At 56.4% G+C, this 13,831-nt stretch carries 12 protein-coding genes and 1 pseudogene; 5 read left to right on the plus strand and 8 right to left on the minus strand.

The features are described 5' to 3' along the window. Positions 1-80: 80 nt before the first annotated feature. Positions 81-1,052: pseudogene (locus BLR02_RS31070) on the minus strand (recombinase family protein); the annotation flags it as partial. Between the two features lie 598 nt (positions 1,053-1,650). Between BLR02_RS31070 and BLR02_RS28600 the strand changes: the two are divergent. Continuing rightward, a complete protein-coding gene (locus BLR02_RS28600) occupies positions 1,651-2,343 on the plus strand; it encodes a hypothetical protein (RefSeq protein ID WP_143018119.1) in 693 nt (230 codons plus the stop codon). Between the two features lie 14 nt (positions 2,344-2,357). On the opposite strand, the gene BLR02_RS28605 is transcribed toward BLR02_RS28600, so the two are convergent. Then, entirely contained in the window at positions 2,358-2,654 is a 297-nt protein-coding gene (locus tag BLR02_RS28605) for a hypothetical protein (protein ID WP_143018120.1), read from the minus strand. 600 nt (positions 2,655-3,254) lie between these two features. On the opposite strand from BLR02_RS28605, the gene BLR02_RS12655 reads away from it, so the two are divergent. The 3 genes from BLR02_RS12655 (at position 3,255) to BLR02_RS12665 (ending at position 8,594) form a co-directional block, all read left to right on the plus strand. Beyond that, positions 3,255-4,685, plus strand: coding sequence for a hypothetical protein (locus tag BLR02_RS12655; protein ID WP_090663500.1), 1,431 nt, complete (start codon positions 3,255-3,257; stop codon positions 4,683-4,685). 72 nt (positions 4,686-4,757) lie between these two features. After that, positions 4,758-5,951: an abortive infection family protein gene (locus BLR02_RS12660; protein WP_090663501.1), complete on the plus strand. Its 1,194-nt coding sequence runs from the start codon at positions 4,758-4,760 to the stop codon at positions 5,949-5,951. A gap of 750 nt (positions 5,952-6,701) precedes the next feature. Then, on the plus strand, positions 6,702-8,594 hold the full coding sequence (locus BLR02_RS12665) for an AAA family ATPase (protein WP_176849546.1): 1,893 nt from the start codon (positions 6,702-6,704) through the stop codon (positions 8,592-8,594). 191 nt (positions 8,595-8,785) lie between these two features. Here the strand turns inward: BLR02_RS12665 and BLR02_RS12670 are convergent, their stop codons facing one another. The 6 genes from BLR02_RS12670 to BLR02_RS30405 form a co-directional block, all read right to left on the minus strand. Next, positions 8,786-10,252, minus strand: coding sequence for a type IV secretory system conjugative DNA transfer family protein (locus tag BLR02_RS12670; RefSeq protein WP_090663443.1), 1,467 nt, complete (start codon positions 10,250-10,252; stop codon positions 8,786-8,788). Then, entirely contained in the window at positions 10,249-10,479 is a 231-nt protein-coding gene (locus BLR02_RS12675; RefSeq protein WP_090663444.1) for a hypothetical protein, read from the minus strand. Before BLR02_RS12675 ends, BLR02_RS12670 begins: the two co-directional genes overlap by 4 nt. Continuing rightward, positions 10,476-10,976, minus strand: coding sequence for a hypothetical protein (locus tag BLR02_RS12680; RefSeq protein ID WP_090663445.1), 501 nt, complete (start codon positions 10,974-10,976; stop codon positions 10,476-10,478). The genes BLR02_RS12675 and BLR02_RS12680 overlap by 4 nt, the downstream gene beginning before the upstream one ends. A 26-nt stretch (positions 10,977-11,002) precedes the next feature. Continuing rightward, on the minus strand, positions 11,003-12,277 hold the full coding sequence (locus BLR02_RS12685) for a relaxase/mobilization nuclease domain-containing protein (protein ID WP_090663446.1): 1,275 nt from the start codon (positions 12,275-12,277) through the stop codon (positions 11,003-11,005). After that, the gene (locus BLR02_RS12690; RefSeq protein ID WP_090663447.1) at positions 12,274-12,699 is read right to left on the minus strand and encodes a MobC domain-containing protein; all 426 of its coding nucleotides are present in this window, start codon (positions 12,697-12,699) and stop codon (positions 12,274-12,276) included. The genes BLR02_RS12685 and BLR02_RS12690 overlap by 4 nt, the downstream gene beginning before the upstream one ends. Positions 12,700-13,127: 428 nt before the next feature. Continuing rightward, complete coding sequence (locus BLR02_RS30405; protein WP_245704758.1) at positions 13,128-13,328, minus strand: hypothetical protein; 201 nt, start codon at positions 13,326-13,328, stop codon at positions 13,128-13,130. 23 nt (positions 13,329-13,351) lie between these two features. Here BLR02_RS30405 and BLR02_RS30410 point away from each other — a divergent pair, with 23 nt between their 5' ends. Further along, positions 13,352-13,786, plus strand: coding sequence for a Crp/Fnr family transcriptional regulator (locus tag BLR02_RS30410; protein ID WP_245704759.1), 435 nt, complete (start codon positions 13,352-13,354; stop codon positions 13,784-13,786). Positions 13,787-13,831 lie beyond the last annotated feature (45 nt).

The following is a 13,831-nucleotide window of genomic DNA, read 5'->3' on the forward strand; positions in this document are numbered from 1 at the left end:
GACGGCCTGAGACTTTGGAGCAGCGTCTCGAACTCGCCTTCGATCACGTCCCTGCGGATCGACTTCCGCGTAGCCTCACAGCCTCGCGTGTCGCAGAGGTAGTACGGATAGCGGGCGCTGCGCCCCTTCGACCAGCAGGCCGTCAGAGGCTCTCCGCAATGGCCGCAGGTGACGAACCCCCGCAGCGGGAAATCTTCACTCAGATCCTGGCGGGCTGGCACCTTGGGAACGCCCCCATTGCGGCGCTCCTGGACCTTCTGCCAGGTGTCCAGGCTCACCAGCCCCTCATGCTTGCCGCGTACCAACCGCAGGCCCCAGTCCTCGTAGGTGATGTGGCCCGCATAGACCGGGCGCTCGAACATTTCGACGACGCGCTCGATATGGACCTCGTTGTTGCTGTTGCGCGGATAGGCGGGCTGGGCTTCGAGGAAGCGCTTCACTTCGGTTGTCGTCTCGAACCGACCCGAGGCATAGCCTTCCAGGGCTTCGGCCACGATGGACGCCAGAGGCTCCTTCCGCACCAGCAGCTTGCCGTGACCGGCAACCCGCTCAAACTCGTAGCCAATCGGCGCGCGCGTCACCCAATAGCCATTCATGGCGCGGGCGCGCATCCGGTTCCTCGTCTGCTCCGCGTTCTTCTGCCGCTGATGCTGAGCAACCGACGCCATTACGTTTTCGCGGAGAACGCTGTCCGCATCCTCACCGAACTCGAAGGACGGGCTTTCCAGCTTCCCACCGGCCTCGGTCAGCAATTTGCGCAGGCCCCAGTGGCTACAAATGTCACGTGCGAAGCGATCCAGACCGTCGATGATGACGACGATCCCTTGCCTGCGGTTCTGCTTCAGGAAATGCAAAAGCGCGGTCATCCCCTTTCGCGAGACCACGCCGCCCGAGATGTCATCGTAGAAGGCATGTACAACTTGATAGCCATGAAAGTCAGCGTACTCGCGGCACCTGGTTTCCTGGCTGCGCAAACCGTCGCCCTGCCGAACCTGCTTTTTGCTCGACACGCGGCAGTAGATTACGGCCCTGGGTGCATTCGCTTCTTTCATAGTTTCGGCAGCGCTCCTTTCACTCGCCTCCGCCAGATTGGCGGAATACGCGCACGAGACCGGCGCGGTTGTCTGGTTGTGGTGTGTCAGCCAAGCCTACTGCACGAGAGCCGTTCGCTTCACGCGCCACGGCACGACTATCCCCAGAATTCCGGGCGAGCTGAGCAGCATCGTCGCCGAACGCCAGGTCGACGAAGCTGCGCATGATCTGCCAGACGGCAGCCAGCATTTCGTTCTCGCGGTCCTCGCTTAAGCCTAGTGCCGCCACATGGGAGCGATACCGCTCTGCCTCGAACGTTAGCGGGACCGAAGCCAACGCATGGCCTCCGGTGCTCGTCGTATGGTCCCCGCCAGGGCGGGCTTGATGATCCTGTTCCACACCGCGCCTCCTTTGGGTAACGGGTTAAATAACGTTATCCAGTTTATAGAACATTACGTGAACGTACAAGGAATAAATTCCTTTTCATGTCCTCTGTGTTGTTGTGCTTTCAGCTTTCCGGGTCTGATCTTGCTGAGTCAGAATGTAGGGGATCGCGCCTGGCGGCGCGACGCCGCTGCGCGGGGTTTACCCAAGCAAACGCGCGGCAGCTTGGGCTAGGTGCGCTTCAACCTATTGATCAAGAACGGTCTTCCCGGCATGGCGCAAGCAGGCAAGTCGAAAACGGGCAAAGCCAGCAACCGCTTCTATCGATCCGCCAAGGTCAGCGAATACCAGTTCAAGCGCGTTCTCTGGAGCTTCGCGCAAGACCAAGCAGCAGGCGAAGCCGCCAAGCAAATCGCGCTCAGCGCCAACAGCATAGACGCCCTCTACAGCAAGCTTCGGGTGTTCTTCACCGAGATCGGCCTCTTCACGGATATCTACAAAGGGGGCGATCCGAACGACGGCACCGACATGGGTGAAGACGGCGAAGGCTACGAGCTGCGCCTGATCGCATTCCATCTGGAGCGAGTGAAGCGTAAGCGCCGCATGAAGGAAACAGAGCTGGAAGAGGTTGATTATAATTGGTGCGAAAGCCGGTGGCGCTTCGAATACAGCATCCTAACCGAGGGGCGGCCTTCGGACACGATTAACAGAATGATGTACTCGCACCTCTTGGCGCATATCCGCCTATCGGGTCCAGTTGGTTCTAAGCCACAAGTCACATCAGAAATTGGAAAACTAACGCGGCAGCAAGTAAGCCAGCGGCTCCTATGGCTGGAGCGAAACGCTCCCGCCTTTAAGGATGAGGCAACACGCACGGCGCTACGGGAAATCCGGCAGCGACGCTTTGAAGACCAGGGATCGGATTGATCCCATCGTTGGGTTTAATCCGTTTGCGGCGCGGGGCTGGGCGGCCAATGCGTTCGCAAGCGGTCCAGCCAGTTTTCTGGATCTTCAGCTTTTGCCTTCGCAATCAGCACATCCATCTCATTCATGGTGAGACCTGCTAAGGATGCGAGCGCCAATGGGAACATCAAATGAGGCGAGATAACCCCACCCTGCATCAGCCAGTCTAATGCCGCGTCGACGGGGTTGCGCCCATCGGTAACAGGCTGTTGCCATCCCTGATCGTCAGGGCCAAGAGTTCGTCCGACAAGCCTGTCCGTCTTAAACTCTTCCATGCCTGTGAATCCCGATTGGTCAGTGGCTCGTCATGTAAGGGTCCAGCACGTGGCAGAGCAGCCCATCGACCGTCCCGCCACAAGGCCCAAAGATGCAGACACGCCGTCACAAGGAGGTACCGGCCACCGAGCAAGCCATCGTGGTTCTTGAGCCATAGCAGGAAGTGCAAGATGTGCGGTGTAGTACCGCAATCTTGCCAAGGGGGCGGTGCCCGCCCCCGTTGGATCCCCCCAGCCTATGGCGCATTCACCGGCCTTTGGCCGGATCTGCGCCATGCAACGTCTGGCCGCTGCACCACCAATCAGGGAGCCTCCATGCTCCCCGACACCCCATGGCCAACCCTGCGCGGTTTGGATGCCGCCAACGCTTCGCCGCTGGACCACGACCAGGCGGAGACTTCGCTCTCCCCTGGACCCCATCGATCATGGAGTTGCACTCCCTTGTAACCGCCTACTAGTTACATGGGCGGTACACTGCTGTATCAATTCAGTCATCCCTATTAACTGCTAACCAGTTTTAGCACGTTCAGCTGACGCTCTTGAAGCAGCGGTAGAAATCCCATAGGGTTAAGGATCCAAGAAGGCTGCAGGAAGGTCTAAATGTCAGGCATAGTCGTAAAAAAATCAAATGATCTTATTGATCCACAAGCGCAGCTCCTTGTTGGATTCCTTCAAGAAATGGGGCTTCCCTCAGAGAATATTATCGCCAACGCTCAACAACGGGCAATTATTGGAGACAATATACAAACCCTCATTGCCTCCATCCCCGACGAGGTGAAAAAGAACGCAACGTACCTATCGAAATTTGTAATTGGGGCCGGTATCGGACTTTTTGACTATTCGTTAAATGCCGTATGGAATGAGGTAGTAATAAATCTCAGGCGAAAGGCGGTGCTTTATGGATTGGACATATTCTTTGATGCCGCTGTTGGCGGAAGCAAAGCGAGAGAATACTACAATAACGAGGAAGATTTATCTTCCTTAAAGGACTCTGTCCTGCTGGATACAAGTCGGAAGCTGGAACTGATTTCTGACACCACTTATAAAAAGCTCAAACACATTCTAGATATGCGAAATGACACTGGTATTTCGCATCCAAACGACTACACAATAAATGCTTATGAACTGCTTGGCTACCTGCAAAACTGCGTGAATGACGTTCTAAATGACAACCCAACTGAAGCAGCGCTTCAGGTTCAGGCGTTTATTAAAAATTTAAAAACAACCACTGACACCTTGGACGCCGCAACGCGTGCAGCAGTAGAAAAGAGAATTTCTGAGCTACCGAGCCATCTCTGTGGTAGCTTGTTACGGACGGTTTTCGGAATTTACGTTGCTATAGAAACAGACCCGGTTGTCCGGAAAAACATATCGTTAATCGCTCCCGCCTTATGGAATTCCTGCCAGGATGATGCAAAATTCAAGCTCGGTGTAGTCCTGGAAGGTTACAATATAAATCTTTATAGAGACAAACACGCCTTAGGACGGCAGTTTTTCGAAGTTGTGGATGGAAATTCATTCCGATCGCCTTCAGAGCGGGTCATTATAGTTGACGAACTCATAACGGAGTTACTCGATAAGCATAACGGCTGGGATAATTTTCATCACGAGGCACCCGTTGCTGCTCAGCTTTACTCATATGTACCCGATCAAAATTCGATTTTTGAAAACCTTGGCATGCGTCTGTTCAAAGTCGTTCTCATGTGCAGGATTGGACGAGGTGTATCTTACTACGAAGGCGTCTCTCCGGGTGGCCGAAAATACTATGAGGCGATTCTTAGTGTTGCCGGCGATAAATACGCTCCCTATGCCATGGCTTCGCTGGCGCACTTTGAATTAAAAAACAAGTTAACCAATTCCCTTTGCCGGAAACATGCTAAAGCGGCCCTCGGCTTTATAAGAAAGAACGTAATAAACGCCCGCATTATCGAGTGCTTAGATTATTTGATCGCAAACATCGAAGCTAGCGCGAGCTGTGTTGATAGCGGAGATTTCAAAAAGCTGTCACAAGGCTATATAAGCTGGAATTAGCGGTATCACAGATTGCTCTCGACGGACTCCACTTGATCTGGCAGTCGACGTGGCTAAAGGTGTATTTTTCTGATGAACGCTAAAGTGCCGCCTGGACTAATTAGAGAGCTACGCGATCAACTCGCTTCGGCTATATCGGATGCGAAGGCGTACGAAGTACCAAGCTTGTGTGCCCGACTTGGACTCGCTGAAGGTACTGAGGAAGAGGCGTACCGAAGTAAGTACAAGTACGCTAAATCCCGCCTTGCTGGCATTGCCACCCAGCGTATTTTATTGGCTGCAGAAGAATACCTAACTGAGGAACCTAACTTTTCCCTCTCAGAGATTGTCGCCAAAATCGGCGAGCTGAATGGACCAGAACTTACTGATCTTACTCGCAAGCGCATTCTGAATTTGTTTAATCAAGAACCGCTTGTAACAGAAGTGGACGAAATAGATTTTTTGCGTCAGCTCTGGCCTATAGCAAGTATGCGCTGCGTGACAGATGATGAACAACATAACCGCTCGTTAGAAGAAGCGGTCATTCAGCACACCATCAGAAACTACGATTGGGACAACGGCGACCTACTGAAGGCAACTGGATTGCCGAACATGTCCCGAAGCCAGTTTTTTCGCTTTCTAGGCGCAGTCGTAGATCCGCTTGCCCAAACGCAACAAAGGCAAGAGGAACTTGTGCCCGCAATTAATGCACACTTGAAACATGATGGGTATGCTCTTAAGGAGATAACTCGCATATCTGGAAGTCCGAGATATGAAGTTAAGCGGATATTACAAGGCTCTCCGGCGGATGAAGGTATCTCTGCAACATTAGTCCAATTTAGCCCCGATGATGTTCATGTGCGATGGTTATCTGCACTCGAACGTCGAACAAGCGATCCGCCCGGCGCTATAACGCTAGCGAGGACATTGCTAGAGGACGTTTGCAAATGGATTTTAACCGAGGTTGAAGATAAAACTTGGAAAGATAGCGACGATCTGCCCGTCCTTTATCGTAAACTTGCAAAGCATTTAAATCTTGCTCCAGACAATCACACTGAGGAAATATTTAAGAGCATACTGGGAAATTGCCAAAGCGTAGTAACTTCAATCGGAGCATTGCGAAATAAGCTGGGCGATGCACACAGTCCCGGCCCAAGGCGCGCACGCCCTTTACCACGCCATGCAGAGCTTACTGTAAATCTCTCTGGTACAATGGCTACTTTCTTGGTTTCAACGTGGAAAGCCCGAATACTGTCTACACGAACAAAAAAAGAAGAACCGCAATAACAGTGATAGCGAAGAGGGTTGGCAGACAAGTTTTAAATGCATCGTCGTCGGAATTGCCTAGTTTTATCTACATCGAAGCTAATCTTATAGCGGTGCCCATGCGCACGGAGCTTTCCCATACGGAAGTACTTAGGGCTCCGCCCCCGGCGCGCTTCGAAGCGCCTTCCGCCCAGCTTCGGTCGCTTCGCTCCCTGCAGCCGGGTCCCCGCGAAGGCGCTCCTCCGCTTGCACCCCCGTTCTCGCCGAAGGGCAGAGGTTCAACTGCGTTGAACCTCATTTCGTACTTGTCAGTGGGACGGCGTGAGCCAATCCCGTGAGGTGAGGAACGAATTGTCGTCGGCGTCAGATGGCGTCTGTACACCCCTCGTTTACCATCTAACCGGCCTTGGACCGATCCGCGCCATGTACCAGACGCCTATGGCCAGCTGTGGGCGATTCTGATTTCACCAGCGCTTCTGCCGCCTGACCATGCCGTAGAAATATACTCTCCCCTTGGCCTCCATCAAACATAAGTATGCCAACTCAGGACCGAACCAATGCAAAATCGTCGCAGCTTCGGTTCATTTAAAGACAGCCATCCCATTGTGTGCGATAAGTGATGAATAAATTTTGCTTATAGAGTCGAGTTCTTCCCTAGGATCAGTTTATCATCCACGGTGGTGAACTTATCAACCGCTCGCTTCTGTGCGACGTCACTAGTCAGGTACTAAGACAAGCGATCGACAGGAACATATAAAAGGAACTGCACAATTGAAGTACAAAAGCTTTAGAATCAGGAATTTCAAAGGCATAAAGGATACGACTGTCAGCCTGGAAAGTCTTACCGGTGCCAATGTATTTGCATTCGTTGGGCTCAATGAAAGCGGCAAAACAACGGTGCTGGAGGCTATTCACAGTTTCTCGCCAGATAAAGCAACTAGCGAACTACTAGGAGGGGATGAAGAAACAGGTGTGCCATTCAGCGAGCGTGTTCCCAGACACCAGCTGTCAAGCTTTTCAGGCGACGTTTCGGTAAGCGCGACCCTAATCCTCACAGACGAGGATAAAAGCAAGATTGCTCAATTGCTTTTTGACGATGAGAAAATAACCGTAAACACGAAAGACCTTCCATCTGAACTAACGTTTGAGAGGCAGCAACGCTTCGAGGACGGCGATTTCGTTAAGAGCTATTTTACGTTGCGCGCCTCACTACAAATAAAGACAGCGTCACAGCGAAAGTGGCGCGAGCCGACCGTTGAAGAAAGCGCGAGGATCAGAAATGTAGTTTATCAGCTTACACCGGACATTTGTTATTTTCCTACTTTTGTATTCGAATTTCCCGACAAAATCTATTTAACCGACCTCAAACGAGGAGAGTTGAGCAGGTTTTACAGAAGCGTATTTCAAGACATTCTTGATTATGACGGCAAGGGCTTCACGATTGAAAAAGACATTACTAGACGAGTTCGAAACGAAACACTTAATGTTCCATGGCTCCAATTTTTTGGTCTTTGGAGTAAGAAAGACGACGCACCCAAAATCCAACACGTGATAGATCGTGCTAGCTCAACAGTTAGTAAAGTTGTCTTTGGGAGATGGAATAAAATCTTCGGCGAAGACACCCATGGAAAGGAAGTAGTTATAACCTTTGACATAAGTGAGGGCGAAACTAAAGACAAAAGTGGTGTTATATCGAAAACAACTGAGCATGATATTTTTATTAGTTTCGTGATACGTGATGGCACAAGGCGTTTTAATGTCAACGATAGGTCTTTGGGTTTTCGCTGGTTTTTCGCCTTCATGTTGTTTACCCAATTTCGTGTAGCGAGATCTAACTCACGTCCGCTATTGTTTCTTTTTGACGAACCCGCTTCAAACTTGCATGCTGCAGCTCAACAAAAGCTAGTAGATTGTTTTCCGCAAATTGCCCAAAAAAATCACGCTTTGATTTATACAACTCATAGCCATTATATGATCGAGCCAAAATGGCTTGAACAAACCTTTATTGTTACTAATCGTTCTGATACACCGCCTTCCTCTGTTTTGGATGCTGTTTCCCTTGATGACGAATCATTAGATATACAGGTAACAAGCTATAGATCATTTGTTGATAGACACCCTGGCCAAACAAGTTATTTTCAGCCAATTTTAGATAGACTTGAGGTCGTTCCGTCTAGATTTGATATAAAACGGGCCTCGATTGTAGTTGAGGGTAAATCTGATTATTACATTCTTCGATACGCTATGAAGATGCTGAGGCGGGATGATCTTCCTATCATGCCAGGTTTGGGAGCTGGTACATTCGGAGCCCTGGCGGCGATGCACGTCGGATGGAACCTGAATTTTCTTTTCATTCTGGATGCAGATAAACAAGGGAAAACGGAACGTCTGCGTTACGCCCTCGATTTCGGGATACCCCTTGATCGAGTTGTAACTATAAATACCCTTCTGGATGGCCTTGTTCAAATTGAAGATTTAATAGATGAGGATGCCCTAGATGGCATTCGTAAATCGTTGGGAATCTCAAGTTCACCGAGCAAGGCACAAATCAGAAGGTTTTTTCAGGAGCGACTAGCGGGTGACGATTGCCCAAAGCTAAGCGATGGTTTTGCCAAATCGGCAACCTCCCTCCTAGATGCTATTAAACTTCGCATGAGCCCGTGATCTATTCCTGCTGAAAAATAAACGCTCGGTAAGCTATCCTAGGGTCGCCCGCAGGCTGCTTCGAACGCCTTTCGCACAGAGCTTCGAGCAATGTTCCCCACTTTCGGTTCTTACGAAGGCGCTCCTCCGCCTGCACACCCGCTTTAACCGAAAGCGCCTATTCAACTGCGTTGAACCTCAATCCAAGAGCGTCACCGGGGCAGCGTGGCCCGGTGAGGAGGCGAGAGAAAGGCAGCATGCTCGCCAGCGTTAGGTAGCGTCCGCTCCGCGCCCCGCTGGCCGTCCAGCCAGGCATAACGATCCGGCTTCTCCCGCACATCGCGCAGGTAGCCGCTCAGCTCAGGCCGCTCCCAGAAGTTCGGCATCTCGACCGTGAAGAACCCCCAGTCGCGGGATTCCAGGAGGCCTAGCTCACCGCCCGTCGCCTCGCGGATATCCTCAACCTGAAGCACCGGGCGCGCTTGCTCCGACAGGTTGTCGCCCGACCCGTTCACCTGATTGTTGTTGTGGTTGAACCCGCGAACCATGACGCTGGTCTTGCCGGACCGGTGCTCGATCTCCCGCAGCGTGTCGCTATCCGGCAGTCCCCGGTAGAGCGTATGGGCCACGGCCTTCTTCCAGATCCGGGCCGTCTCCCGCCCATACCGCGTCTCAATCTGCGCGGCGGCATTCTGGAACACCCCGAGGAAGTTGATCCCGCCTTGCCGGTAGAGGGTCAGGATTTCATGGAAGTTTGAGACATAGAGCTGCCCCCATTCCTCTCCCACCACGAGCGCCCGCAATGGGCCATGTGCGTCCGCAAAGCGCTCGATGACCGCCGCCGTCATCGCGCCCACGAAGGTCCGGCTGGTGTCGCTCCGCGCCGAGCCGATGATGAACAGCGCTGTGCGCTCATGCTTCATGTCCGCCGGGTCGAACGAGTTGCAGTCCGTCGCCGTCCGTCCCGCCGCGCCAGGCTGGAAGCCCTGCAGCCTCTCCATGATGACCGAGCGATAGGCGTTCCATTGGTCAGGTGAGGCGGTAAGGCTGGCAATCATCCGGCACATGCCGGAATCCTCGTCCATGCGCCCGTCGCTGGCCCACACCAGCAGATCGTCGGCGATCTCATCCGCGCCGCGTCCGAAGAAGTCCCAGAGGCCGCCCGGCGTGCAGGGCCAGCGCTTGGACGGATGAAGCGCCGAGATCTTGTTATAGAGGGCGAAGAAAGTCCGCACACCTTGGCCTATCCAGCGGTGCACCGGGTTCGGGTCAACCGGCACCAGGTAGCTCGCCGCGTCATAGGCGGCCTCGCCGACAATGCCGTGAAGCTCTGGCCGCGCCGCCACTTCGAGCAGCCGCGTGTTGAAGTTATAGGTCTCAGTTCGATAGCCGTGGATGCCGCCCGTGTTGATAAAGCGGACCTTGTAGCCCTGCCGCTCCAGTGTCTTCCAGGACACCCAGGCAAGTTCGGCATCCTTCACGTCCGTGATGATTTTGCATAGGTGCGCGGTCCGGGGCGAGACCATGTTGACGCCGAGGAACCGGGTGAGCTTGCCCTTGCCCGCCTGCGCATCAATTGCCACCGGCTCCGTCCCGTCGTAGACGAGCGCGCGGCCCCCCTGAAATCCAAGCTCGATCCCGCGCCGAAGCGCGGGACGGCCAATCGCCGGGACGCTCATAGCAGCCCCGACCGTTCAAGATTGGTCAGGTCGTTGAGCCTGGCATCCCCCAGCGAGCCGCTAGGATTCGCCTGCAACATGGCGCGGAGCTGGGCGGCGGCCTGAGCCTCCGCCCTTGCGCGGGCGATGCGCGCCTGCGCCGCATCCTCCCAGGCCATGCGCTGTTGCGCATGGGATTCGAACATCCAGAAGAACTGGTAGATTTCGACGATGCGGCCGAGGCTCATTGCCGCTCCTCCTCGTCATCCCAGCTTGCGAAGCGGAACGGCCTTTCCTGCGGCTGCGCCTGAGGCCGTTGGATCGGCGGCGGTGGGGCGATCATTTGCGGAGGCATCACCTCCATGGCGCTCGCGGCCTGCTGCTCGTCGGAATGCAGGAGCATTCCGACGCCGACCGACCCTCCCGCATATCCGGCGATAAGGATGTATATCCAGAAGTCATCCCGGATCGGCGTATCGAAAAGGACCGCGCAGAACAGGGCGAACATCGGCAGCAGGAAGGCTCCCAGCAGTCCGCGCCAGACAAAAGCCCGCGCCTCCTCCCGTGTGATCGTGAGTTTGCCGAGCGTCAGGCCGTCATGCCAGGCGAAGATGCATAGGATGGTAAAGCAGAAGGACACAAAGGCCCCTATGGCGAATATAATAGCGATAAAGAAGACTGCCATTGTGCCGATCAGCGCAAAGGCCATCCCCGCTTCTGAGTTGCTGTTGTTCTGCTGTGACATGATAATCGTCTCCTATGGAAGAAGATTTACCGTTCCAGTCTGAGTCCGATGGACCGCTCGCGCTTCTGGCTGATCTCGCTACTTTGCCCGCGCGTGAACTTGAGATAGCGGCCAACGTCGCGGCGCAATTCGAGGAGCTGCTGCGCCTGGTTTTTGCGCAGCGCCTTGAACTGCGCTTGCAGGTGCCCGCGCTGTTCAAGCTGTTGCTCGATGAGTTTTTGCCGCTCCTGGGCTTGCCGGTTGCGGCTGCGCTGCGCTTCTAATTCAGCTTGCGCGCGCAGCTCCTGGTATTTGCCGGTTATGCGCTGCCACAGGCCGCGAATGCCTTTGGGCAGCCGGTCCGCGCGCTGGCGCGCCTCCGCCTGCCATTCCTGTTTCTGGCGCTGGTCGAGCCTTTCCCGCGCCATGCGGTGCTGGCGCGTCATCTCTTCCTTCTGCTTGCCGAGCGCGGCGGAGCGCCCCTCGAAGCGCTCCCGCGCTTCGGCCACGTGGCGGCGCATGGCCGGGCTCAGCCGCTCGCCAATCTTTTTCTGCGTGGCCTCGACGCCTGCCAGGTCCGCGCCATCGCCCAGCCGCGCCGCGACCTCCTTTGTTTTGAGGCCGAGCGCGCGCGGCAGCGAGTGAACCTCGCCCGTATGATCCAGGACGACAAAGCTGCGCTTGTCGCCCTTGGCGAGGAAGAAGCCGCGCTCCTGCAACGACTGCCCGAAGGCGCGGGCGTTGTCCGAGGCGGCCCAGCACTCTTGCAGCGTCTGCTTGATCCAACGCGGATCGACGCCTTGCCGCTTGGCCTGCTGCCATTCGGCCAGGCTGAAGTTGGTCGGATCGCGGTTTATGGAATCCGCGATCCCGCGCGGCATCTTCCAGCCATGTTCGAGGTAGAGGTCGCGCGATACGTCGATGAGCTTCTTCTTGAAGAAGCTCATCTGCTTGGCGGTCATCGTATCCGCGTCGATGCGCGACCACACGCAATGCGCATGACGGCGGCCTTCCTTCTCATGGAAGACGACCGCGCGCGGCTGGCCTTCCAGGCCGAGCCTGGTCTCGATCCGCTCGATAGCCTGCTCGAACACCTCGACTGGAACGCGCTCTTGCTCAGGCGGGCTCAGGGACAAGGAGAACAGGTATTGGCGGCACTTCGTGCCGCGACTGATCGCGTCCGCTTCCTTGAACGCATCCCGCAGATCGTCCGAGGCGAAGCCGCGCAGCTCGTGCAGCCGGACATGTTCGTTGTCGTCGGTGCGCATCAGGTGGACGGCCAGGTCCTGCCCGCCGCCGCGCTGGGAAGCTTTGAGGATCATGGCGACCCTCCCGGCTTGAGGCCGAGGGCCACCATGACCAGGCGGCGGATCTCGCGGATCTCGGCGAGCGCTTCGGTTAGCTCTGCCTCAGTTTCCGGCGTGACCGGCAGCGCGCCCACGTTCGCCAGGTGCGCGAGCTGGTTGAGGTTGCTGGACAGGCGCGACCGGCCCAGCAGGGCAAGCGCCTTTGCCAGCGCCTGGCGGTCCTCGACTGCCAGGCCGGACCGGCGCAGCCGCAGCGGCGGCGCATCCCCCAGGACCTTTGCCTTGATATAGGTGCTGAGCGGAGCGCCCGCGGCCTCAACAGCCAAGCGGGCGCGTTCGTCCGGGGACAGACGCAGGCTAAACGGCGCAGGCCGCTTCTTTGGTCCCGTTGTGCCAGGGTTGAAGTTGGTGGCGCTGAAATGCTCGCTCAGGGACATGGCCGCCCCCACTCACAGGGAAGGCGGCGGTGGCCCCGCCAGCGATGTGTCTTTTAGAATTTGCTCCCAGTGCGCCAGTTCGTCGAAGATCCGGTTCGTCTCCTCACCGGAGAAGCGCACCATTCCTCCCATGAACGAGCCGACGCCACGGCAGGTGGCCAGCCAACCCGCGGCGTGAGTTCGCCATGCTGGTGCTGCTCAGCCCCGCGGCAATGCTCGGGGCGATTTAACCCGCAGTTGCGGACCCCCAGCGCAGGCCCATATGGCCTCCATCGCCCGCGCAGTTTCTGGCTGTGGGTGCCAGAGAGATGAGAGCGCTCCCGCGGCACCCCGTGCGAGGAGCCGCCCTTATGGTAACCCACGAGCATCAGCCTTCTGCCATCCGCAACGGCTTGCTCGCGGCGCTGCCGCAGGAGGACCTGGCCCGGCTACGGCACGGCTTGCGGCCCGTCGAACTCCCCTTCGACCATACCCTCTACCCGGCGGAGAGCGTGGTGGACGCCGTGCTGTTCGTCGAGAGCGGCATGGTGTCGCTGCTCGCCACGCTCGAAGGCGGCGAGCAGGTCGAGGTCGGCGTGGTCGGCCCGGAGGGGCTGCTCGGCCTGCCCCTCGTCTTCGGCGACAACCACTCCCTGGTCGAGATCAGGGCCAGATGGAGGGCGAGGCGCTGCGGATCGGTGCCGCGCCGTTCCGCGCCGCCATGGAGGAGAGCGCGGTGCTGCGGGCGCTGCTGTACCGCTACGCCCTGTTTTTCCAGGCGCAGGTGACGATGACGGCGGCGTGCAACGCCCGCCACGCCATCGAACAGCGCCTGGCCCGCTGGTTGCTGATCGCCCATGACCGCGCCGGGGCCGACGAATTCCCCATAACCCACGAGTTCATCTCCATGATGCTTGGCGTGCGCCGCCCTGGCGTGACGGTGGCGGCCGGGGCGCTCCAGCGGGCCGGGCTGGTCCGCTACTCCCGCGGCCGGATGGACGTCACCGACCGCCTCGGTCTCGAAGCGGCGTCCTGCGAGTGCTATCATGTGGTCCGGTGGGAATTCGCCCGCCTGCTCGGGACCGATGGCGGGCCGCCTCCGGGCTAAGCCGCCCTTGCCGCCCCCAGCGTCCAAAATCGGACCGACAGCCAC

Source organism: Belnapia rosea, assembly GCF_900101615.1.
Lineage (GTDB): Bacteria > Pseudomonadota > Alphaproteobacteria > Acetobacterales > Acetobacteraceae > Belnapia > Belnapia rosea.

What these genes read in the sequence shown, in the direction of transcription:
- BLR02_RS12685 (WP_090663446.1), bottom strand. Translation starts at nt 12,277, where the DNA reads ATGATCCTCAAAGCTTCCCAGCGCGGCGGCGGGCAGGACCTGGCCGTC.
- BLR02_RS28605 (WP_143018120.1), bottom strand. Translation starts at nt 2,654, where the DNA reads ATGGAAGAGTTTAAGACGGACAGGCTTGTCGGACGAACTCTTGGCCCT.
- BLR02_RS12660 (WP_090663501.1), top strand. Translation starts at nt 4,758, where the DNA reads ATGAACGCTAAAGTGCCGCCTGGACTAATTAGAGAGCTACGCGATCAA.
- BLR02_RS12680 (WP_090663445.1), bottom strand. Translation starts at nt 10,976, where the DNA reads ATGTCACAGCAGAACAACAGCAACTCAGAAGCGGGGATGGCCTTTGCG.
- BLR02_RS12690 (WP_090663447.1), bottom strand. Translation starts at nt 12,699, where the DNA reads ATGTCCCTGAGCGAGCATTTCAGCGCCACCAACTTCAACCCTGGCACA.
- BLR02_RS12655 (WP_090663500.1), top strand. Translation starts at nt 3,255, where the DNA reads ATGTCAGGCATAGTCGTAAAAAAATCAAATGATCTTATTGATCCACAA.
- BLR02_RS12670 (WP_090663443.1), bottom strand. Translation starts at nt 10,252, where the DNA reads ATGAGCGTCCCGGCGATTGGCCGTCCCGCGCTTCGGCGCGGGATCGAG.
- BLR02_RS30410 (WP_245704759.1), top strand. Translation starts at nt 13,352, where the DNA reads ATGGAGGGCGAGGCGCTGCGGATCGGTGCCGCGCCGTTCCGCGCCGCC.
- BLR02_RS12675 (WP_090663444.1), bottom strand. Translation starts at nt 10,479, where the DNA reads ATGAGCCTCGGCCGCATCGTCGAAATCTACCAGTTCTTCTGGATGTTC.